Origin of the sequence: Thiosulfatimonas sediminis (assembly GCF_011398355.1) — a bacterium.
Classification (GTDB): Bacteria; Pseudomonadota; Gammaproteobacteria; order Thiomicrospirales; family Thiomicrospiraceae; genus Thiomicrorhabdus; species Thiomicrorhabdus sediminis_A.
This window is the reverse complement of the sequence record NZ_AP021889.1, coordinates 1,466,724-1,489,609: the sequence shown is the minus strand read 5'-3', so window position 1 is coordinate 1,489,609 and position 22,886 is coordinate 1,466,724. Positions and strand designations below refer to the sequence as shown.

Genomic DNA, 22,886 nt, shown 5'->3' with positions numbered 1-22,886 from the left:
AGAATTTAGTAGAGACAGATAAACATGGCAAATATTCAATTTCATGTCCAACCGGGCGGAAAAATTCAAGGACGAGTGCGCGTTCCGGGTGATAAATCGATTTCACATCGCAGTATTATGCTGGGTTCAATCGCGGAAGGAACAACAACGGTAACCGGTTTTTTAGAAGGCGCGGATGCTTTGGCAACCTTAAATGCTTTTCGGGACATGGGCGTTCAGATTGAAGGCCCTGTAAACGGTCAAGTGACGGTGCACGGTGTCGGTTTAAAAGGATTGAAAAAACCAGAGAAACCATTAGATATGGGCAACTCAGGTACTTCAACGCGTCTTCTTGCTGGAATTATTGCCGGTCAAGATTTTGATGTGACCTTGATCGGGGATGCGTCGCTATCTAAGCGCCCAATGAAGCGTGTTGTCGACCCTTTAAGTGCCATGGGCGCGGTCATAGAAACCCAAGAAGGCGGTACTCTACCAATGGTTATCAGAGGGTCTGGCGAGCCACTGAAAGCAATTGATTACGTTTTACCGATGGCCAGTGCTCAAGTCAAATCTTGCGTACTTTTGGCGGGGCTTTACGCGGACGGCAAAACTTGTGCGCTCGAGCCTGCACCGACTCGTGACCACACAGAACGGATGTTAAATGGTTTCGGGTACGAAGTGCACTCCGAAAAGGTCGATGCTCAGCAAACTCGTGCCTGTCTGCAGGGCGGCGGTAAATTGACTGGGATGCATATTGATGTGCCGTCTGACATATCTTCGGCTGCTTTCTTTATGGTCGCTGCGGCGATTTCTGAAGGCTCAGATTTAGTGATTGAGCACGTTGGCATGAATCCAACCCGTACTGGAGTAATTGATATTCTAAAATTGATGGGTGCAGATCTGACTTTAGAGAATTTCCATGAAGTCGGCGGCGAGCCTGTTGCGGATGTGCATATTAAATATGCCCCTTTAAAAGGAATTGAAATTCCAGAAGAGTTGGTTGCCTTGGCGATTGATGAATTTCCTGTATTGTTTGTCGCAGCATCTGCCGCACAAGGAAAAACCGTATTAACCGGAGCGGAAGAGTTGCGTGTTAAAGAGTCGGATCGTATTCAGGTAATGGCCGATGCATTATTGGCTGTGGGAATAGATGCTCAACCAACCCCAGATGGTATGATTATTAACGGTGGTGTCCAATGCGTGCAACGAAGCGCAATTCAAAGCCACCATGATCACCGTATTTCAATGGCGATGTCGATCGCGGGTTTGCGTGCAGTTGATACAATTGTGATTGATGATTGTGCCAATGTGAACACGTCTTTTCCAACTTTCTTACCGTTAATTAATCAAGTAGGGATGGTTATCTCTGCGGTCGAGGCATAATGATGGCAACAGTGATTACCATTGACGGCCCGAGCGGGGTTGGTAAAGGAACTTTAGCGCAGTGGTTGGCTGAGCAAGCAGGTTTTCATTTTCTGGACAGTGGAGCAATCTACCGATCACTTGCGTACGGCGTTATGCGAGATAAGTTGGCGTTGGATGACATCAACGCAATTACCGCTTTGGCAAAGCAATTACCCGTAGAGTTTAAAGCGGGTGCGATTATTTATGCAGGCGTTGACATTACATCGATAGTTCGTACCGAGGAGGTCGCTTCGGTGGCGTCACAAGTTGCGCCAATTGCAGCAGTACGCGCAGCTTTGTTAGCGCGCCAACAAGCATTTGCGCAAGCTCCGGGCCTTATAGCGGATGGGCGTGATATGGGGACTGTGGTTTTTCCTGATGCCGATTTAAAACTGTTTTTAACCGCCTCTGCGGAAATTCGCGCGGAAAGACGAGTTAAACAGTTGAAAAAACAAGGGAATGATGCTAATATCAATCAGATTATTCAGGACATTAAAGCGCGAGATCAGCGTGATGCAAGTCGCGAGACAGCGCCTTTAAAGCCTGCAGACGATGCGATTACGATAGACACCAGTGATTTAGATATCAATCAGGTCTGTCAAAATGCATTGTCTCTACTGCATAAAAAAGGCCTTATTTTACCATTAGTTAAATAATGGTTCTTATGCGGTAAACTTCTGATTTTCAAGTAAATTTTATCTCCTCGGATTCATCGTGAACCGGGGATTTTGTTTTTTATAAAATCCGCTTTTGGGAAAGCAGATTTAATGTTAACTGACCCGGTTGTTGACGAATACTCCCATTCGCAGTTACAGACGGTTGAGAAATAATTGGTATTTAAATTCATGAGTGAATTATCTTTCGCTGAACTATTTGAAGCGTCTTTACAAGAAGACAAATTTAACACTGGCTCTCTAATCATCGGTACAGTTGTCGGTATCGACAAAGAAGCTGTATTGGTTGATGCAGGTATGAAATCTGAGTCAGCTATTCCTAAGTCACAATTCCTTGATGCAAACGGCGATCTTGAAGTTGCTGTTGGTGATGAAGTTGAAGTTTACCTAGAAAATCTAGAAGATGGTTTCGGTGAAACTCGCCTATCACGTGAAAAAGCGAAACGTGCGAAAACTTGGGATCGTCTTGAAACGGCGATGGAAGAGAGCGAAGTGGTTAAAGGCTTCGTTACTGGTAAGGTTAAAGGCGGTCTTACGGTTGACGTTGATGGCGTTCGTGGCTTCCTACCTGGTTCACTTGTGGATATTCGTCCGATCCGTGACTTCGGTTTCCTTGAAGGAAAAGAAGTTGAACTGAAACTTGTTAAGCTAGATCGTAAGCGCAATAACGTGGTTGTTTCACGTCGTGCGGTAATCGAACAGGAATCTTCTGCTGAGCGTGAAGCTATTCTTGCTAACATGGAAGAAGGTTCAGTCCTTAAAGGTATCGTTAAGAACCTTACTGACTACGGTGCATTCATCGATCTTGGTGGTGTTGACGGTCTTCTACACATTACTGACATGGCATGGCGTCGTGTTTCTCACCCATCTGAAATCGTTCAGGTTGGTGATGATCTTGAAGTTAAAGTCCTTAAGTTCGATAAAGAGCGCAACCGTGTATCTCTAGGCTTGAAACAACTAGAAGAAGATCCATGGGCAGATATGGTTGCTCGTTACCCAATCGGCGCAGAGGTCATGGGTAAAGTAGCTAACATTACTGACTACGGTGCTTTCATTGAAATCGAAGACGGTATTGAAGGTTTAGTGCACACTTCTGAGTTGGATTGGACTAACCGTAACATCCACCCATCTAAAGTAGTTCACCTAGGTGAAGAGACGAAAGTTAAGATTCTAGATGTTGATCCAGAGCGTCGTCGTATTTCTCTATCGATCAAGCAGTGTACTGTTAATCCGTGGGAAGGCTTCTCGGCAACTCATGCGAAAGGCGATAAGATTTCTGGTTCTATCAAGTCAATCACTGATTTCGGTATCTTTATCGGTTTAGACGGCGGTATTGATGGTTTGGTTCACCTGACTGATATCTCTTGGAATCAAACAGGCGAAGACGCAATTCGTGACTTCAAGAAGGGTGACGAGCTAGAAACCATCATCCTTTCTATCGATCCAGAGCGTGAGCGTATCTCTCTAGGTCTTAAACAACTTGAGCAAGATCCATTTGGTCAGTTCGTTGCTTCTAACGGTAAAGGTTCAATCGTAACCGGTACAGTTAAATCTGTCGACGAGCGTGGCGCTGTAATCGATCTAGGTCCAGAAGTTGAAGGTTACCTTCGCGCTTCTGAACTAGTTGAAGACACGCGTGATGCAACGACAGTTCTACGTGAAGGTGAAGAAGTTACTGCTAAGGTAACTAACATTGATCGTAAAAACCGCTCAATTTCACTGTCAGTGAAAGCAAAAGAAGCTCATGACGAACAAGAAGCGATCAAAGGTTATACTGCTGATCAACAGTCAATGGGTGGCAACACACTTGGCGATCTTCTGAAAGACAAGATGTAATCTGATATCAACATAATTTTAGTTGATTAAGCCTCTGGATTTATGCGTTAACGCATAAATTTCAGAGGTTGTTTGGTCAAAATGATAGGTTTTTAACAAGACTTACCCTTTGTTAGTAATAAGATAAGAGTGACGTCAAATGACCAAGTCAGAGCTGATTGAATTGATTGCGCGTAAACAGACCCAGTTTTCGCAAAAAGACGTTGAACTGGCTGTTAACCAAATTGTGGATTCGATGATTGATACTTTATCGGAAGGCTCGCGAATTGAAATTCGTGGCTTTGGCAGTTTTAGTCTGCATCATCGTAGAGCCCGAGTTGGGCGCAATCCAAAAACTGGAGAAACGGTTGAATTAGCTGATAAGCGAGTCCCGCATTTTAAGCCAGGTAAGGCATTGAGAGAGCGGGTCAACGACTCACGCGATTCTACTGATATCATCCTGTAATTAACAATTTAGTGATTACATTTAAGGCGCTAACTCCTTTTGGGTTTAGCGCCTTTTTTATTACGTATTCGTTATTAGCTTAAAAAGAATCCTGCCTTAATATTCCACAGGTGTGCGCCATTTCCACTATAATTTAAGCAATATTTAATAAGGCTGTGGGGGCTTATGTTTAAACTGATTTCAATGGCTTTTACCCTAATTTTTTTACTATTGGGCTTGTTGCTCGGTGTCTTGAATCCGCATTCTGTTCAGTTTGATCTCTATTTGTTGCATTTTGATTTTCCGCTTGGTTTAGCGTTAGCCATTGCTCTCGTTGTCGGAATGTTGATGGGTGCTCTGTTGATTAAGATGCAAGTAACGCAGTTAAAATGGCGCTTAAAAAAGCAGACGCGACTGAATCAAAAACAGGCGGATGAATTGGTGCATGCTAAAAAGCGTTTAGCGCAGGAGTTGCGCTCAGGAAACGTTGATAATAGCGCTAACGTTACAAGGTTACCTTTCAATAGCCGCTCAATAAATTAATCGAATGATGTTTGAACTGGAAAAAAATTATGACAGAAAATACGTTAAATAATGACCCTAAAGTTTTGATTGCACTGGATTTTCCCGATTCAATATCGGCGCTTGAATTTGTTGCCCAACTTAATCCTAATGAATGCCGTTTAAAAGTCGGTAAAGAGTTGTTTGCTGTTGCCGGGCCTGAATTTGTTAAGCAATTGATTCGCCAGCAATTTGATGTATTTTTGGATTTAAAGTATCACGACATTCCAAACACGGTCGCTAAAGCGGTACAGGCAGCGGCCAGAATGGGTGTGTGGATGGTCAATGTGCACGCTAGCGGGGGTTCAAAAATGATGGAGGCTGCAAAGCAGGCTTTGGCTGAATTTGAGCAGCCGCCGTTATTAATTGCCGTGACGGTTTTGACTAGCATGCAGCGTGAAGATCTGGCTGAAATAGGTTTGGATGTGGAACCGCAAGAACATGTACTGCGTTTAGCGAAGCTGACCAAACAGTCTGGACTAGATGGTGTGGTCTGTTCGGCACAAGAAACAGCTATGTTGCGTACTGAATTAGGTCCTGATTTTTGTTTAGTTACGCCGGGGATTCGGCCAGCTGGTGCAGATGTGAATGACCAGAAACGTATTATGACACCTGCTGATGCAATCAAGTCAGGTTCGAGTTACCTAGTCATTGGGCGTCCAATTACCCAAGCCGCCGATCCAGTCGCGGCCTTAAAGGCGATTAACGCTTCAATTTAAATGCGTTAGCGGTGTTTGCTTTGGAAATGACTTGCTTAAAGGTAAGAAAGCCGCTATAATCCGGCGCTTTCAAGCCTTGCGCTTGATTTCCTTGTCTCACCACTTTTTGGGAGACTGTTTATTCATCCATAAGGAGATATTTGAATGCGCCATTATGAAGTCGTATTTCTAGTACACCCGGATCAGTCAGAGCAAGTTCCTGCAATGGTCGATCGTTATAAATCAATGATCGAACAATCTGGTGGTCAAATTCACCGCTTAGAAGATTGGGGCCGTCGTCAACTGGCTTACCTAATCAATAAGGTTCACAAAGCACATTACATCATGATGAACATCGAATGTGGTGCAGAAGCCCTTGCTGAGCTTGAGAACGCTTTCTACTACAATGATGCTGTACTACGTAGCATGGTTATTAAGCAAGACGAAGCCCTTACTGAACCTTCAGTAATGATGGCTCGTAAAGATGATAAAGCTGAAAAGCGTTATAACAAGGAGTAAGAAAGATGGCTCGTGGATTTGGTCGTAAAAAATTCTGTCGTTTTACCGCAGACGGTGTTAAACACATTGATTATAAAGATATGGAGACGCTAAAGTCTTATATCACTGAAACTGGCAAAATTGTTCCAAGCCGTATTACAGGAACAAGTGCAAAGTATCAGCGTCAACTTTCAAATGCAATCAAGCGTGCTCGTTACATCGCTTTATTGCCATACACTGATCAACACAAATAATTTGTTTGAAGAAGTGAAATAGCTGGAACACACGCATGTTAGCCTTAGCCAACTACAGTATGAAAGGGCCTATGCAGGCCAATATTGCAGTGACTTTGCTTTCTGCGTTAAGTGTTTGGATTGCCCCAATAGGTATCTTAGCTGGGGGAATCATTGCCTTGATTACGTTGCGTGTCAACGCCGTAGAAGGGGCTAAATCGTTAATCTGGGCGATGTTAGTTCAGATTGCACTAACCGTGATGTTGAATGGTAGTTATCTACCAGCGGTCATTGCGATTATGGAATATTTCCTGCCGGTCTTTGTGATGGCAGTTGTCTTGCGAAAAACGAACTCTCTCGCGCAATCTTTGCATTTAGGCATGCTGATGATTGGGGTTGCTCTGGTCGCCTTCCATTTGATGGTTGGCGATACCAGTGCTTGGTGGTTAACGATGTTTAACAACCAAATCAAACCGGTGTTAGATACAGCTGGAGTTGATTTTGATGCGTCATTTGTTCCGCAAATGTCACAGATGGTCACAATGCTTTTAGCGGTATTTGCACTTATCTTGTGGTTTAGCATTTTAATGCTAGGGCGCTGGTGGCAAAGTCAACTTTACTATCCAGGCCAGTTCCAACAAGATTTCCATCAATTGGCTTTGCCAAAAAGTACGGCAACCATCGCGGTTGTTATCGCGATTACCGGCTTGATTGTCGGACAAGAAGTTCGTCTTTTGTATGATATTTCCGGTGTTGTTATTGCTGCGCTGATGTTTCAAGGATTGAGTATTGCTCATTTCCTAGTTCGATCGCGCGATGCCAGTACAGCATGGTTAGTTGGTTTATATGTTTTGCTATTTTTGCTTCCGCAAATGATGCTGATTTTAGCTACCATCGGTCTATTAGATAGCTGGATGAATTTCCGCGACCGAGGGAAAACGCAATAAAGAGATAGAGGTTTAAGCCATGAATGTAATTCTGCTTGAAAAAGTTCAAAATCTTGGAAATCTAGGTGACCAAGTTTCTGTTAAATCGGGCTACGCTCGTAACTTTCTTATCCCACAAGGTAAGGCAAAAGCGGCAACTGAAGCAAACGTTGCTGAATTTGAAGCACGTCGTGCAGACTTAGAAGCTGCAGCGGCTGCTGAGCTAGCGGTTGCGCAAGGTATTTACGAAAACCTAAACGGTCAAGTAATCACTGTTGCTGCGGTTGCCGGTGACGAAGGTAAATTGTTCGGTTCTGTTGGCACTCAAGACATTGCTGATGCACTTAAAGCATCTGGTTTTGACGTTGAGCGTCGCAGTGTTCGTATGCCAGAGGGTGTTCTACGTTTCGTTGGTACTTTCGAAATTGACGTTCAACTACATACGGATGTTGTTGCAACCATCACGGTTGAAGTTAAAGCACTAGAAGCTTAATTATTAAGCCAAACTTTGCTTAAGAGAAGCGCGGTTTTTATTATGAAAATCGCGCTTTTTTTATGTCTAAAAATCCGCTAAAAAATTCCTCTACGATTTGTCCCCTTAGGTTCAACGCTATCGTTATAATGTTGGTTTTCTTGTACTGCTAATCAATGGATTAACCCGCCGCGAATGCACATTACAACTAACTCATCGGCTAACACCGAATCCGAAAATCCGTTTAAAATCCCCCCGCACTCAATCGATGCCGAACAGTCGGTATTAGCTGGATTGATGTTGTCTAATGAAGTGTTGGATGATGTCATGACAATAGTCAATAACAAGGATTTTTATACGAAGCAGCACCAAGCGATCTTCGAAGCGATTATTGACCTTAACCGGAACAATAAACCTTTTGACCTAGTGACGGTGGCCAACCATTTGCAAAGTATTGGCACGCTTGAGTTGGCTGGTGATAAAGCGTATCTAGCCGACTTAGTCCGCAACACTCCGAGCGCGACCAATATTTTGTACTACGCCAAGTTGGTACGTGACAAGGCGATTTTACGTAATTTGATTGCAGCCAGTAACGAGGTTGCTCAGCACGCCTATTTTCCGAAAGGCAAAGATGTACGTGATATTCTCGATATTGCCGAATCTAAAATCTTAGAAATCGCTGAGCATGGTGAGGGTAAAGAACGTCAGTACAAAACCATGCATACTTTATTGACCTCGGCACTAAACAAAATTGATGAGCTTTTTAATACCGAAGGGCATATCACCGGCCAAGAAACCCATCTTACCGACTTTGATGAATTGACCGCTGGTTTACAAAATGGCGATTTAATCATTGTTGCAGGGCGACCATCGATGGGTAAAACGACCTTTTCGATGAACATGGCAGAAAACATTGCGACGCGCAACGGCACGCCGGTTGCGGTGTTTTCCATGGAGATGCCTGGTGAATCATTGGCAATGCGGATGATCAGCTCGGTCGGACGGATTCATGCCGGTCGCATGCGTAGCGGTAAACTCGAACAAGAAGATTGGCCAAAATTGAATAAAGCGGTCAATATTCTCTCAAAAGCTAAAATCTATATTGATGATACACCGGCTTTAATGATTACTGAATTACGTGCGCGGGCGCGTCGGATTGATAAAGATATTCGCGATACCCAACGTAAAGAGGCGACAGAAGCGGGGCACCCTGATCCAGACAGCCAAGTCACAGGCTTAGGCCTAGTGGTCGTTGATTATTTACAGCTGATGCGTGGTTCAGCGAATGCTGAAAATCGGGTCAATGAAATCTCCGAAATTTCACGCGGTCTGAAAGCCTTAGCCAAAGAATTAAGCATACCGGTTATTGCTCTATCCCAGCTTAATCGCAGTTTGGAGCAACGTCCAAATAAACGCCCAGTGATGTCTGATCTGCGCGAATCAGGTGCGATTGAGCAGGATGCGGATTTAATTATCTTCATTTACCGTGATGAGGTGTACAACAAAGAATCCGAAGACAAAGGTGTTGCTGAGATTATTTTAGGCAAACACCGTAATGGAGCGCTTGGTACGGTTAGGTTAACTTTTATTGGTGAATATACGCGCTTTGATAACCATGCAGCTCACGCGCATAATCCATAGCCTAAATGCAGCAAGACGCTTGTTCATTTTGTTTACAACGCCATAGGAAAAGGATGCCATTGGCATGATTTACCGTCCAGCAAAAGCTTATATCAATCTATCATCATTGGCCCACAATTTACGTTTAATCAAACAGTTAGCGCCTAATTCTAAAGTTTTAGCTGTGATTAAAGCCAATGGTTATGGGCACGGTATTTGTCGCGTAGCGCAGCAACTCAGTAATGCAGATGGCTTTGCGGTCGCCTCATTGGACGAAGCCTTGCTGTTGCGTCAAAAAGGATTTTTGCATCGTATACTGCTGCTTGAAGGATTGTTCACGGCGGCCGAACTTCCGCAGGTGCTGCATAATCGCTTGGATTTGGTGATTCATTCACAATATCAGTTGGAATGGCTGCTAGCGCACCGCCATTCAGTCGCGCTGAATGTCTGGATAAAAATAGATACCGGTATGCACCGTTTAGGTTTTCATCCCGATGCGGTGCAAAGTGTGGTGCAGAGTCTCATGGAAAGTGATAATTCCTATCAGCTTAATTTCATGAGTCATTTTGCCTCTGCCGATGAGCTGCAAGTTCATTCACAGGCGTTTACTCAGCAGCAGATTGAGTGTTTTAAAACGCATTGTCAGGCTTGGGACTATAAATGCAGTTTGGCCAATTCAGCCGGTATATTGCATTACCCTGAAAGCCATTTAGATTGGGTTCGTCCTGGTATTTTGTTGTACGGTGCGGGTGTGCCAATCAAACCACGTCATCCATTTAAGCCGGTTATGCGATTAGAGTCCCAGGTTATTGCCTTAAAATGGATACCCGCTGGTGATTTCGTTGGTTATGGTAATCGCTGGCAAGCAAAAAAAGATACCTATGTCGGAGTCATTGCTATCGGTTACGGTGATGGTTATCCACGGCATGCTAAAGATGGCACACCAGTCGTGGTTAATGGCGAAAGAGTGCCGTTAATCGGGCGTGTTTCGATGGATATGATTACGGTTGATTTAAGTCATCAAGTCGACAAGGTGAAAGTGGGTGATCGTGCCATTTTATGGGGTGATGCCCTATTAAGTGTTGATGAGGTGGCGCAGTGTGCTGACACAATTGGTTATGAATTGCTTACCGGCATTACACTACGCGTTCCTTTTATCGAGGTGAATGGATAACAGCATGAAACAATTATGTGTACTTGAGCAGCGTAATGCGTTCCAAGGTTTTTTTCGGATTGATGTCTTGCGTTATCAACACAGTCTGTATAGCGGCGGCATGAGCGTGCCTATTGAACGCGAACTTGTTGGTCGAGGGCAAGCAGCCGTTTTATTGCTCTTCGATTGCCAAGCTCAGGTGGTTATTTTGATTGAACAGTGCCGTGCTGGTGCTTTGCAGCACGCACAAACAATCGGTAATGCCGCGCAAGCGTGGTTGATTGAACCGATTGCTGGCATGATTGATGACGGTGAATCCGCAGAACAAGCAGCTCTGCGAGAAGCACAAGAAGAAGCAGGAATTGCTTTAAATTCCGCGCAATATATTTGTCAGTTTTATCCAAGCCCTGGCGGTTCGGATGAAATTTTGCATCTTTATGCGGCCGAGGTTGATAGCTCGCTAGTTGCTGAATTTGCTGGTTTAGCGGCCGATGTCGAGGACATTCGGGTGCTGAAGATACCATTTGAAGAAGCCAAACAGAAGTTGTTACGAGGTGATTTTAATGTTGCCAGTACGCTAATTGCTTTACAATGGCTTTTTTTTCAAAAGCTATCTGCTTAAAGTTATTTATTTCAATATGTTGTGTCTATTTCGTAACACTCGCTTCCACCCTAAATTTAATCCGTGGATGATCGCCTTAAGTTGGCTGGCGGTGTTTTTTTGGTTGGAGTTTGCCTTTATCGAAAAAGCCTTGGTAGATAAGGTTTTTGCTGGTCATGCATTGATAGTTGATTTGGTGTTTGGCTTGCCTTTAGTGCTGGCCTTGGCAATCGTCATTTATGCGATGGTTTACTGGTCGATTAAAGCGGTCTGTATTTTTCTTTTTCCTGCGCTGGTTGAGCCGGTTCCACAAGAACTACCCAGTGAGGTGCAAGAACAATTAGTCGCTGATGCCGAAAAGGAATTTGGTGAAGAATATTGGCAACAGCCAGAACAGCAATCGGAATCATCGAAAGATAAAGTTTCGACTAAATCTTAACGCGCTTTTTTTGCGTGCAAACAGCCTGTTTGCCGCAAGTCATCCCTGAATTTCACTGAGACTGTTACTTTGTCTAACCCCATTTCTCTGCAATCCGATGCTTTTGGCACAGAATCTAAAAAACTGCTTCAATTGGCTTGGCCAATTTTTATGGCACAACTGGCTTTAACCGGTTTAGGGGTAGTCGATACCTTGATGTCGGGTATGGCCGGTACGCAAGACTTAGCGGCAATTGGCTTGGGTTCCAGTATTATGCTACCGATTTTTATTTTCGGTATAGGCGTACTGATGGCGATTACGCCTTTAGTCGGTAAAGCCTATGGTAAGAATGATGGCGAAGCCATTGGCCGGTTTTTGAATAACGGTTTTTGGGTTGCCATTCCGCTGGCGTTATTGAGTAGCTTGCTGATGGCAAATATGCAGCCAGTGCTGAACTGGCTCTCTTTAGAGCCAACGGTGTATCAGTTAACGGAAGAGTATTTATGGTATATCGCTTTTGGCATGCCAGCGGTTGTGTTTTATCAAGTATTACGTTTTTACTGGGAAGGTCTTGGACAGACATTACCGAGTATGTGGATCAGTTTTTGGGCGCTGTTAATCAATATTCCACTGAATGCGTTATTTATTTTCGGCTGGGGTGAGCTTGAACCAATGGGGGCTGCTGGTTGTGGTGTGGCCAGCGCGATTGTGATGTGGACGATGCTACTAATCGGTATGGTATATGTATTTAAGAACCGTTTGACTAACTCTTTCCTAAATTGGTCCGGACTATTGCAACCACGATGGGCGTTAGGGATTGGACCGATGCTAAAAATAGGGATTCCAAATGCGTTTGCACTTTTATTTGAAGTCAGTTTGTTTACATTAGTCGCGCTCTTTGTTGCCCCCTTGGGTACGGAAGTGATTGCCGCGCAGCAAATAGCGATTAGCGTGACCTCATTACTTTTTATGTTGCCACTTAGTTGGGGCTTGGCTTTAACAGTACGAGTAGGTCAGGTTTATGGGCGGGGTGACGTTGCGCATATGCAGTTGCTTCTAAAAATTTCATTTAGTTACGCTTTATTGATTGGTTTGCTACTGGCATTTACCACTTGGTTCTGGCGTTCGGAAATCAGTGCCCTTTATACGGCAGACAGTGCGGTCATCGGAGTTGCGGTGATTCTTTTGATATTTGCTTCGGCTTATCAAATTTTCGATGCTGTTCAAGTGGCTTGTGCGGGTGTGTTAAGGGGCTTTCATGACACCCAAGTGACTATGTGGGTGACTTTTTTTAGTTACTGGTTAGTCGGGCTTGGCTTAGGCTATGTGCTGAGTTTGACCGACTGGCTGGTTGCCCCCATGGGCGTAAATGGTTTTTGGTTGGGGATCTGCCTTGGATTAGGAATTGCAGCCATTTTATTGGCTTGGCGATTGCTTTTTAAATTGCCGGACATCTATCGTGAAATGCGTGCGGCATAAAGGGCAAAAGTGATGAATGAGATAAATTTATGTCCCTGCAATTCGGGTAAGCTCTACGTTGACTGCTGTCAACCGCTGCACCTAAATGCACAGAATGCTTTGACTGCCGAGCAGTTGATGCGTTCCCGTTACTGTGCTTTTGTATTACATGATGCGGATTATTTATTGCGGACTTGGCATCCAAGGACTCGTCCACAAACGATTGAATTTGAAAAGAATATCGTTTGGACTGGATTGAACATTAACGGTCGAAAACAAGGGCGTAAAAAAGATCAACAAGGCTGGGTCACGTTTGTTGCACATTACCGTGTAGTGGATTTGGAAGAACCGCCACAAACCGGACACTTGCACGAAACCAGTTTTTTCAGCCGTGATTCCGCAGGTCATTGGTATTATGAGGATGGGCAGATTAAATAGTGTTTTAACAAATCGCCAACCATTTAAAAGTTACTCGTCTTTATTGCGAAACACGCGGTATAACCACCACATTAAAATAGCCACTACGCTGATTGAAATGCCCATAAAAGCAAGTGTAATTAAAAGGGCGTCGCCAACGCTGGATAGATTAGGCATAATACTTAGTGCTCCGTGTAAGAGGTGTATCTTTTTTGCTTAAAGCATTCTACAATAATTACCAACTTTTCTCAGGGAATGGTGAAATTTAGCATGGCGAATAGCCCCTCAGAACTTGATGCCGAACGCGCGCGCATTCTCGCGGATATCGAAAATCGTGCCAAATCAATGTCAAATGACTCATCTGCGACCACGCTACAAGATTGGTTAAAAGCCGCTGAAGATGTGGTTCCACAAAGTGTCTTACAGGCCAGTCAAAACTCCCAGTCCAATAGGCAAAATACCCCGTCTTTTCAGTCAACGGAAGCGATACCAATGTCGCAAAATAATCGCGTATCTCAGCCTGCAGATTTGTATCGCCAAGCATTCGAAGACAAACCTGCCAGTAACACTTTGGCTTTCTCAGATGATGATTTTGACGATGATTTTTCCCAAGTCAGTCTTTCTCATTCAACGCCTTTAATGGATACCGATAACGTGAATCAAAAAACCATGCGCCAACCAGAAGTCACCCCCAGTTTTTCAGCGAAAGAATTTGCTCCTGCCTCTAAAAGCAATGCGGCAGCCAATGGGGCCAATGGGTCAAAGGGTTCGATGCTGGTCGGCATGGCCATTATGTTAAGTCTGTTTATCACGGTTCTTGTTGTAGTCGTGCTGGGTTATAACAGCATGAATGAACGGTTGAATAGTCTGAAACTCGAAACGGAGAAAAATCAGCAATTGCTTGCTGCTATGCAACAAAATATTGAAAACACGCCTCTAAATACCGAAGCCACTTTGCTGGCCACAGATGAAAATCGCCAAAAGTTAAGTGCTTTGCAAAACCAAATTGTTGTTTTAGAAGCGCAGTTAGCAACGGTCCGTAATGATTTAAAAAATTTACAACAAACTCAAGCTGAACAACAGAATATAAGCGAAAACGTGTTGCAGCAAAAAATTGAACAAATGGCCACTGTTTTACAGAGTAGAGCGCAAAACACGGTAGCGGATTTAGAACCGGTAATCCCTGAGGTTAAGCCGTTCAAAGCAGCCGTTAATATTGCGATTGAAGCTGATGATCAAAGCGCTGAAATGACAAAAAACATCGGGGAAATTCGTTCGCCGAGTATACCAAAAGAACCGGAAATCCAGATTGCCGTCGTGCCAGAAACGAATGCCATTGTCGTTCCTGACACACCTAAGGTCACAACACCGGTGATTGTGGATGTGGCTAAAAAGAAACCAACGGCTGAGGTGCAATGGTTAATGCAGCAACCTGAAAAGAACTATACCTTGCAGTTGATGAGCATGCTTGAGACGGATTCGATTCAGCGAATGATTAACAAAAACAAGCTACAAGACGCTAAAATCATTCCACAGATTCGGGATAACAAAACGATGTATGTGTTAATTGTCGGTAGTTTCAAGGAACGAAAACAGGCGGATGAATTAGCGAAAAACCTCAAGCAGACATTAGGGATTTCGCCATGGATTCGCCATATTGACGCGGTACTGGATCGAGTGAAATGACCCATGAATCGCTCAGCGTAAAATTAACCGGCATCTGCCGGTTTTTTTGATTCTTCAAAATGTTTAAGCGTGGTAAATAGGCAGAGTAATCGCGAAACTGACGCCTTGCAATGATTGGCCTTGATAAATGAAGGTTTGGTTTTCAGCTTGTACTTGTCCTTGATGAAAGTCGACAATTAAGCGCACAATATAAAGCCCCAAGCCGAGATGCGCTTGGTCATCTTGGTTCATGCTGCGCATTGACGTCATACCATCAAAAATTTGCTGTTCGTGCCCCGCAGGCAGTGAAGGTCCTGAGTTTTCAATCTTAATCTGTACTTTATTGCCAAGCTGTTGGCATTTGACTTGCACTGGCATTTGCGCATCCGAAAAATCATGCGCATTGCTTAGTAGCTTATCCATCATCTGTTCAATCATAAAGCCGTCACCCAAAATCTGTATTTGGTCTTCCAGTTTAAGTTCCACTTTAAGGTTGTATTCTGGATGGAGTATTACGCTGTTATGCAAATAATGACGTAACATTAAGCCAATCGGAAAAGGTTCCGGAGGCTGACTATTTAGACTGTCTTCAATACTGGTTGCTTCCGATAGTGAGGCGATAATCTGTTTTAATTGTGCGAGCGCGTGTTGGGCGTAATCCAGTTGCTGATGGTCTGTCTCTTTTTCCAGTAGGGTTAAGGCCATAGACAGCCGATTCAATGGATTGTGTAACTCGTGGCGCAGTGTTTTGGGTAGCTGTTTTAAATAACGCTCATAGGCACCAAGTTGTTTGAGCATCTCATAAATATGATGGCGTAAGTCGGATAATTCATCTTGATACAGTCGCTGCTTACGATCTTTGAAAACCAATTGCGTTAGTCGCCCCTTAATGTCAAACATTTTTTTAACATCGTGATCTAAGCGAATGATTCTATTTGATAAAGACGCAGTATGTAGAATTGCGCCAATAATCACGATTACAAAGATAGTGGCACCTATACCGATCAATTTATAGAAGTAGTTTAGACTTTCGCTGAATAAAGTTTCCATACGCTGTTCTAATACCAAGCTACCAATGATGCGATCCTGAATCATCAGCGGCGTGGCAGACATTAAAGAGATGGGTTCCTGTCTTTTATCCATTCGGTATTGTTGGATGGTTTGGCCGTTCAGAGAATGTTGAATTAAGGTCAATTCGGGTTTAGAACTTTGAGGGTAAGGATAGGGCAAGGAATAGGGCAAAAAGGTTGCTAAGGTTTTGATTAATAATTTACCGGAACTGGTAAAAAAACCGTTATCCAGATGTTCGTCTTTATCAGGTAGTTTGCCAACGACATAGGTGGTTTGGCCGTACTCGTTGACTACCCAAAGTACGGATTTGTTTAAGTTGAGATGCGCTAAACGCGTTGGTTTTCCAGACTGAATTTGCAAAGCCCATAAATCGGTGCGGTTTTCTAGGATGAGCGCCAAGTTTTCGACCGTTTGTTGCTGCACAATGGCTTGATTATTGAGCATTATGCGGTGTAGGTCGATCGCAAATCGATAGGCCAAAAAAGGCAAAATGGTCAAAAGCAAAAGCAGAATGAATAGCCGAGTACGAATGGATAAACGTAGGTTAAGACGGGAAAAAGGCATGGTTCTCCAATGACTGGCGAAATGAACTTGGCAGTGTTGAAGTTGGCAGGGTAGTGTCGATTAAGCTAAGGACAACCACCCATGCAAGCTGGTGATTATTCTTCTTTATTTTGCCAAGAATAACCGCGTCCGTACTCATTATGAATAAAGTTAAATTCAGGCGTTATCTTTTTGAAAGCATTACGGATTCGACAAATATGTGTGTTAATGGTGTTACGCTCTACAACGCCTTGAGTGGATTTTTGTAAGGTATCATACGTAATGACATTGCCCTCTCCCGCTGTGGCGAATTGCTTGAGCATTTCAAATTCGGTTGCCGTCAAATCAAGGGCTTTACCATGCCAGTAGGCTTTAAATTGATTGCCGACCAATTCAAGATCGTGAATTTTCGATTTTTCATCGTCCTGATCAACACAGGCATTGCTACTGGTGATTCTCAGCAGGTTTTTGACTTTGACAATCAACACATTCAGGCTGATGGGTTTTGGTAGGTAATCAATTGCCCCTAATGCATGACCGGTGTAGATATCAAATTCTGATTGACGCTCCGACAAGAAAATAATCGGAATCGGTTGGTTGTAACTCAATAAATGCTTTGCCAAGTCAAAACCACCGTCCATTTCTGCTCCAAGAATGATGTCGGAAATAACTAAGTTCGGCAGTTTTTCAGCAAAAGATTTTTCTGCCGAAGGGCGGTCAGCAAAAGCATCGACATTAAAACCTTGTTGCTGTAAGGCGGTGACCAGTGTTTTTAACTGAATCGGGTCGTCTTCAATAATTGCGATGCGATATTCGGTGTTTTGCATAAGCAGTTCCTATATTTTTTTGTTGTCCGCTATAAACAAAAATGCGGCTAAATCCCTTTAACCGCATTATTGTCAGATTACTTAACGTGTTGGAAGTCTAAAAGCTGCATATTCATGATTAATCCAGCATCTTGAATCGGCAAAACAATCGCATCCTCGCCGGATTCATTGTGATGCGAATGCCACCATCCAGGCGGGGTAACAAACGCCGAACCAGGTGTCCACATCGCTTTGATTGGGTCTTTAATGGTTCCGTCTTCGTTCAGTTCTTTTCCAATAGCAGTGTAAGTATTCGGCCCAGCAGACACCACAAAATCCAAAGCGATTGAGTTGTGACGATGTGGTTTTTGTACCACGCCAGCTGGTAGGACGTTATAAAGCGCCCACAGGGTATGCGTTAAGGTTAAAGTTAGCGGGAAATTTGGGTTGGACAGTAAAATCCCCGTACGGTTTTTACCCGCAGCAACTTGACGTACTTGCTCCAGTTCGGCGTTTAAGCGCTCTTTGGTGTATAACACAGGCTCAAAACGGGCTTTATTCGGGCGAACACCAAGATAACTTAGAACCGGAGCATCGTGCACCCAATAGATTGCGGTATCCTCATCGGCACTGTGCAAAGCGTCAGGAACGGAAGGAAGCGTAAATAGGTCGCCTTGTTTCCATTCTAAAGTGCCGTGACTCATTTGCGTACGGCCTTTACCACGAATCACATAAAACAGATTGGAACTGGCAACCGCATCGGTTTTTAACGTATCACCGGCGCCAATTTTAAGAAAATTAGCCAATAGATTCGGCGTAGTTAAGGGATAGGTGGTTTGCAACTTAGCCGATTGGTCAAAAGCGATGATGCGCGTTGCACCTTCTTCATGCAAAGCGCTTGGATAGTGAGTCACGTCAATTTTGGGCATAGGGGGATTGACCGCCGACATGTACTCTTTAACTTCTGCATGACGTTCCCATTTTTGTTGCGCCGCTTGCTGAATTTGTTCAACTTTTTGTGGTTGCATATTCGATACCTATCGATAAATGTATTGACTGCTGGCGCCTGAAAGTAACCGGTCAGCAGTGCATTGGGTAAATGAAATCGCTAATATTATAAGGTGAAGTGCCAAAGAATTGAATAGCGGTTTGCTTGGGCAATCACACAACAAATCCGCTTTTCAATTAGATCAGTTTTTTTGCAACTTGAGATTAGTTACGAGCAGGAAGAGTTTCAAGTGCCTTGAGATAGAGAATTTCACCAGAGTCTTCGCCCTTATCGTCACGGCTGGTTGAAGTCGGCCATTTCCAGCCGGTTGTTCGGCGAACATTAACGAGAGTGCCGCGTAACGTAACTAAGTCGCCAATACGGATTTGATTCAAGGCTTGCTTAATCTCTTTGGTCGCCGGTATTAAATGGATATTGGCTGTTGAAGTGAGGATTTCTTGATCAGTGATTAAACTTGGGCTCTGGTTGTCCCATTTATAAAAATGATTGAACTGACTAATATCGACATTGTTATAAACACTCTCGTCGGACATGTTGCCCCAGCCTACGACGATAGCCATCGGCGCAAGCCAACCTTTGCGATCAAGATAGGAACGATTGGCTGCTAAAACACGGGCTTGTGCTTCAAATTCAGTTCTTGGCGATAAAATGAAATCTCCAAGACTAATCGGATTGCTTTCAGAGGCATATTGATAGGGCGGAGCGCCAGCGACCACTCCGGGGCCGACAGATGGCGCGGTATCAATATGGTAGAAGTGATACCAAGTGCCTAGCAATACGAGAACAAGTAGTAATTTTTTCATAGATTTATATAGTAGCACTCAGCAAACAAATGACAACAGCGATTTAGCTTCTAAAAATACCGACAAAGCGCATAAAAATGTATTTTAAAAACAGGCATTAAAAATCAATAGTGTGGCGGTGGCACTTCTTGATCAACCGACCGAATGCCTTGCTCTTGCATAGACTGCATCAATTTGACCACCACAGCGTAACGGTTTTGTAAATCATCCATGCGGTTGCTTAAGTTCAGCACGGTTTTTTCCATCTCTTGATGCATAATCTCGTGATGTGCAATGACGATTTGCAACGACTCAATCTGTTTTTGCAGTTCTGCGTTATCAGCATTTGAATGGATTATATTCATAGGGTTGTTTCTCCTGCGCTATCCGATGTTGCTGGCAACCACGACAAGGAGGTTGCGTGGTCGCCAACCAATGGTGTAATTTGAACTCGGTCTTGCGGCGCAGCAGTCAGCGTTATTTCGCAGTGACGTAATTCATCGCGTCGAAAGTATGCACAGGCCAAGCGTTCACCGACTTGGCTACGTTGTAACAGTGTTTCTAATTGCGCTTTATTGCTTAGACGTAAGCCGTTCAGCGCAATAATTTCATCGCCGGCGGCCAGTCCGGCCAACTGCGCACTGGCATTTTGCCAAAGATGTTTGAGTTGCACGCCGCTGTTTGAATCGAGCACATTTGCGCCGAAGTCAACCCTCAAGTAATCGCCTTTAGCACTCGCCCCCAAGTCTGACAAGCTGGTTGGAGCGCGCAATTCAAACTGCATTCCAAATTTAGCGAGTAGGGGGGTAAGGTCGATGTCCTTTGTACTGTCTAAGGTGAGCGCGAAAAAATCACTTAAATCAATGCCGCTGACCTGACTGCAGATTTCTTCGATGGCAAACTCGTTCAACCCTACGCCTGTTTTACCGTAATGCTCCCATAAATACAGCAGAACATCATCCAGCGATTTTTCCCCCTGAGTTTGTTCACGAATGGTTAAATCTAAGGCTAACGCGAGCAATGAACCCTTGGTGTAATAGCTGATAATGGCATTGGGGGCATTTTCATCTTGTTGATAAAATTTAGTCCAAGCAAAAAAACTGGATTCACTTAAGGTCTGTTTAAAACGACCAGGCATACGATAAACACGAGTTAACTGTTGACTCAAAATTTTGAGATAGGTGGTTTGGTCAATCAATCCGCAACGTAATAGAATCAGTGAATCGTAATAAGAAGTAATCCCTTCAAACCACCAAAGTTGGCGCGAATAAATCGGGGCGCTTAAGTCAGGATTCTGGTATGCACTCGGCATGATACGTTTGACGTTCCATGTATGGAAATACTCGTGGCTACACAACTCTAAGAACTGTAGGTAACCATCGCTTGCTTGTTGCATTCCATGATAAGGAAGGTCGTTGCGACTGCAAATTAACGCAGTAGAGTTACGATGCTCTAAACCACCATAATCATTGCCGGTAACCATCACTTGAAATAGATAACTGTTCATTGGCGCAGGTTCGCCAAACAGTTTAATCTCGTATTCGCAGATACAAATCAAATCTTTTTTAAGACGCTCTAAATCGCAGTTAAACACGCCGGTTAAAATCATTTTGTGAGGTATCCCAAAAGCGCGAAATTCAATTTCGGTGTAGTTACCTATCTCAACAGGATGATCAATTAACGCAAGGTAGTCGTCTGCTTGGTAGTGTCCAAAACCATGATGATCTATTTTAATTGGCATCATGCCGGTGGCCGCTTTCCAACCATTTTTAATGGACACTGGGCTCTTTTTTAAAGTCATGACGCAAGGCATTTCGCGCTGACCAATCACTTCTGGAAAGACCGACGTACCGTTAAAGAAAGCGTGTGTTTCATCAAAATGTGCACCACGTACCGATAAATCCCATGCGTAAACTTGGTAGCTAAGATTGATGGCCATGGGGTGACCATCGGCATTCTGAGCGGCATCAATCTGCCATGTTGCTTTGTCTAGCGGAGTCACTTTAAGGGGTTGTTGTGTGTCAGTTTGTGCTTGTAAGTCAATAATATGCTTGGCAAAATCACGAATTAAGTAGCTGCCAGGAATCCAGCTTGGCAAACGAATTTGTTGCTGAGCCTGCGGAAAAGCGATGCGTAATTGCACATTGAATAGGTGTCCCTGTGGATGAGCTGGACTAATACTGTAATGGCGAGCGCAAGCTTCATATTTGCTAATGGGTTTAGCCAGTTCAGGCAAGGTTTCTTCGTTTATGTATTTTTGACTGATTTGCTGTAGAGCTGGAGAGCTAAATTGATTCATCTAATGAATACCAGGGTTTATTGATAGGTGCTATGTGCGTCAATTCTAGCAAATAACCTTGTGACTGTTAAAAATTAAGCGTTAATGGTTTTCTAAGGCGTATAACCAATCACCCGCTCAAGGCGGGTGAACCTGTGCAATTAAGGATGTACAGAACAAGTCCCCATGGCATTCTGTACCTGAAGCCATTTGGAGTGCTTCGGCGCCTACTTTAGTAAGCCGTTAGTAGCGGTCATTTATCTGAAGCAGAAGGTTTAGTGGGCATCACAGGGTGTGGTTTACAAAGAGTGCCGTGTTTAACCGCAATCAGTGTTTTAACACTCAATAGGGTGATTAACACAATTAGAGCACCCAGTAATGCTGCTGAAATGACTGCAAAAACTGTGAGTTGTGAAAGGATGAACATAGTCATACTGGCTAGGGTAATTGCGGCAATCGGGAAGCTGTAAGCCCACCAAGACAGTGCGTAAGGAATCTTAATAAAGCGTGGCAGCTGTGCCATTAAAAGCAGTGTCATAAAAAGCGCCGTGTAGTACAAAATGCGTGCGAATGCGTCTAAAACACCGCCGTTCAAGGCCAGATAAGAGAGGAAGCCAATGGCAGGAGGCGCAATCAAGATAAACAGTGTTGGTTCTAAAATTTTAAGCAGCGGGGCGTGAAAAAACATTCGATACATGACTATCGCAAACAGCACAATCCAGAAAACCAAACCTATGCTAAAAAAGAACCAGCCCAGTTCTAGATTAGAGAAGTGCACCGCGCCGAGTGGAACCACGATATTACCGACCACCGGAATAAACCAAGCTGGGTTCATATGAGTAATTTGCCATTTTTCGTGGTGCATCCAACTGCTTAACAAAACCACTGTCAGCGTCAGGTGAAAAATCATTCCCATGTACCACATAATAGCGGCTATTGGCGAGGCAAATTCATTGACGATCAAACTTAACAACAGCAGGCTAATACTAAATGCGGGAAAGAAATTTACGGCAACTGGGTGCTCAATATCGTGCTTAAGCTCGCTTGGAAACTTTAACATTTTAAAAAGGTAAAGCCCGGTGAATAGGCCAAACAGCAGTATGGTTAAGGTACTGAGCGAAATAAACAGTGTCGAAGGCAGCCAGCCAAGTTGCGAGGCCTTAAGCAGTCCCAGTGATAGACCACTAAAGCCCATCACGGCACCAAATAGATTAATTGGAAAATAGGCCAGGCGATTTGTGGGCATGACGACATTGTTTGACTGCATGGAATGACTCCGAATTGAGTTTGAAAAACAAAAAATATTATAGGAACTCAACGCGAACTGCGTACAACTTATCAGACAAAATAAGCATAAAAC

24 protein-coding genes are annotated in these 22,886 nt (G+C 43.9%); 17 read left to right on the top strand and 7 right to left on the bottom strand.

All coding sequences use genetic code 11. From position 1 onward, the window contains the following. The first annotated feature begins 24 nt into the window (after positions 1–24). The 17 genes from aroA (at position 25) to HRR27_RS06845 (ending at position 15,058) form a co-directional block, all read left to right on the top strand. Positions 25–1,362, top strand: coding sequence for a 3-phosphoshikimate 1-carboxyvinyltransferase (gene aroA / locus HRR27_RS06925; protein WP_173272190.1), 1,338 nt, complete (start codon positions 25–27; stop codon positions 1,360–1,362). A gap of 2 nt (positions 1,363–1,364) precedes the next feature. Beyond that, on the top strand, positions 1,365–2,039 hold the full coding sequence (cmk, locus tag HRR27_RS06920) for a (d)CMP kinase (protein WP_197905448.1): 675 nt from the start codon (positions 1,365–1,367) through the stop codon (positions 2,037–2,039). Positions 2,040–2,228: 189 nt separating this feature from the next. After that, positions 2,229–3,893, top strand: coding sequence for a 30S ribosomal protein S1 (gene rpsA / locus HRR27_RS06915; protein ID WP_173272184.1), 1,665 nt, complete (start codon positions 2,229–2,231; stop codon positions 3,891–3,893). A 139-nt stretch (positions 3,894–4,032) separates the two neighbouring features. Further along, positions 4,033–4,338, top strand: coding sequence for an integration host factor subunit beta (locus tag HRR27_RS06910; RefSeq protein ID WP_173272180.1), 306 nt, complete (start codon positions 4,033–4,035; stop codon positions 4,336–4,338). Between the two features lie 165 nt (positions 4,339–4,503). Continuing rightward, entirely contained in the window at positions 4,504–4,860 is a 357-nt protein-coding gene (locus tag HRR27_RS06905; RefSeq protein WP_173272178.1) for a LapA family protein, read from the top strand. 29 nt (positions 4,861–4,889) lie between these two features. Next, on the top strand, positions 4,890–5,597 hold the full coding sequence (gene pyrF, locus HRR27_RS06900) for an orotidine-5'-phosphate decarboxylase (protein ID WP_173272177.1): 708 nt from the start codon (positions 4,890–4,892) through the stop codon (positions 5,595–5,597). 144 nt (positions 5,598–5,741) lie between these two features. Further along, entirely contained in the window at positions 5,742–6,095 is a 354-nt protein-coding gene (gene rpsF / locus HRR27_RS06895; protein WP_173272175.1) for a 30S ribosomal protein S6, read from the top strand. A 5-nt stretch (positions 6,096–6,100) separates the two neighbouring features. Further along, positions 6,101–6,328 carry a 30S ribosomal protein S18 gene (gene rpsR / locus HRR27_RS06890; RefSeq protein ID WP_173272173.1) on the top strand — a complete coding sequence of 76 codons (228 nt, stop codon included), beginning with the start codon at positions 6,101–6,103 and terminating at the stop codon, positions 6,326–6,328. Positions 6,329–6,363: 35 nt separating this feature from the next. Beyond that, the gene (locus HRR27_RS06885; protein ID WP_173272171.1) at positions 6,364–7,254 is read left to right on the top strand and encodes a DUF2232 domain-containing protein; all 891 of its coding nucleotides are present in this window, start codon (positions 6,364–6,366) and stop codon (positions 7,252–7,254) included. Positions 7,255–7,273: 19 nt separating this feature from the next. Further along, positions 7,274–7,726, top strand: coding sequence for a 50S ribosomal protein L9 (gene rplI / locus HRR27_RS06880; protein ID WP_173272168.1), 453 nt, complete (start codon positions 7,274–7,276; stop codon positions 7,724–7,726). Positions 7,727–7,900: 174 nt separating this feature from the next. Next, positions 7,901–9,346, top strand: coding sequence for a replicative DNA helicase (dnaB, locus tag HRR27_RS06875; RefSeq protein WP_173272166.1), 1,446 nt, complete (start codon positions 7,901–7,903; stop codon positions 9,344–9,346). A gap of 64 nt (positions 9,347–9,410) precedes the next feature. After that, on the top strand, positions 9,411–10,499 hold the full coding sequence (gene alr, locus HRR27_RS06870) for an alanine racemase (protein WP_173272164.1): 1,089 nt from the start codon (positions 9,411–9,413) through the stop codon (positions 10,497–10,499). A 4-nt stretch (positions 10,500–10,503) separates the two neighbouring features. Then, complete coding sequence (locus HRR27_RS06865) at positions 10,504–11,100, top strand: NUDIX domain-containing protein (protein WP_243830805.1); 597 nt, start codon at positions 10,504–10,506, stop codon at positions 11,098–11,100. A 16-nt stretch (positions 11,101–11,116) separates the two neighbouring features. Next, entirely contained in the window at positions 11,117–11,518 is a 402-nt protein-coding gene (locus HRR27_RS06860; RefSeq protein WP_173272160.1) for a hypothetical protein, read from the top strand. Positions 11,519–11,587: 69 nt separating this feature from the next. After that, a complete protein-coding gene (locus HRR27_RS06855) occupies positions 11,588–12,976 on the top strand; it encodes an MATE family efflux transporter (RefSeq protein ID WP_243830804.1) in 1,389 nt (462 codons plus the stop codon). 12 nt (positions 12,977–12,988) lie between these two features. Beyond that, the gene (locus HRR27_RS06850; protein WP_173272158.1) at positions 12,989–13,393 is read left to right on the top strand and encodes a YchJ family protein; all 405 of its coding nucleotides are present in this window, start codon (positions 12,989–12,991) and stop codon (positions 13,391–13,393) included. Positions 13,394–13,642: 249 nt separating this feature from the next. After that, positions 13,643–15,058, top strand: a complete 1,416-nt coding sequence (locus HRR27_RS06845; protein WP_173272156.1) for an SPOR domain-containing protein — start codon at positions 13,643–13,645, stop codon at positions 15,056–15,058. 63 nt (positions 15,059–15,121) lie between these two features. On the opposite strand, the gene HRR27_RS06840 is transcribed toward HRR27_RS06845, so the two are convergent. From HRR27_RS06840 to HRR27_RS06810, 7 genes are all read right to left on the bottom strand, one after another. Then, positions 15,122–16,672 (bottom strand): ATP-binding protein, encoded by a 1,551-nt coding sequence (locus HRR27_RS06840; protein ID WP_173272154.1) that lies wholly within the window; start codon positions 16,670–16,672, stop codon positions 15,122–15,124. Between the two features lie 95 nt (positions 16,673–16,767). After that, positions 16,768–17,478: a response regulator transcription factor gene (locus tag HRR27_RS06835; RefSeq protein ID WP_173272152.1), complete on the bottom strand. Its 711-nt coding sequence runs from the start codon at positions 17,476–17,478 to the stop codon at positions 16,768–16,770. 77 nt (positions 17,479–17,555) lie between these two features. Then, entirely contained in the window at positions 17,556–18,485 is a 930-nt protein-coding gene (locus HRR27_RS06830) for a cupin domain-containing protein (protein ID WP_173272150.1), read from the bottom strand. 184 nt (positions 18,486–18,669) lie between these two features. Then, positions 18,670–19,269, bottom strand: a complete 600-nt coding sequence (locus HRR27_RS06825; RefSeq protein WP_173272148.1) for a hypothetical protein — start codon at positions 19,267–19,269, stop codon at positions 18,670–18,672. A gap of 104 nt (positions 19,270–19,373) precedes the next feature. Beyond that, positions 19,374–19,613, bottom strand: coding sequence for a SlyX family protein (locus HRR27_RS06820; protein ID WP_173272146.1), 240 nt, complete (start codon positions 19,611–19,613; stop codon positions 19,374–19,376). Continuing rightward, the gene (locus tag HRR27_RS06815) at positions 19,610–21,547 is read right to left on the bottom strand and encodes a M61 family metallopeptidase (RefSeq protein WP_173272144.1); all 1,938 of its coding nucleotides are present in this window, start codon (positions 21,545–21,547) and stop codon (positions 19,610–19,612) included. The genes HRR27_RS06820 and HRR27_RS06815 overlap by 4 nt, the downstream gene beginning before the upstream one ends. Before the next feature lie 232 nt (positions 21,548–21,779). Then, a complete protein-coding gene (locus HRR27_RS06810; RefSeq protein WP_173272141.1) occupies positions 21,780–22,793 on the bottom strand; it encodes an SLAC1 anion channel family protein in 1,014 nt (337 codons plus the stop codon). Positions 22,794–22,886: the final 93 nt, after the last annotated feature.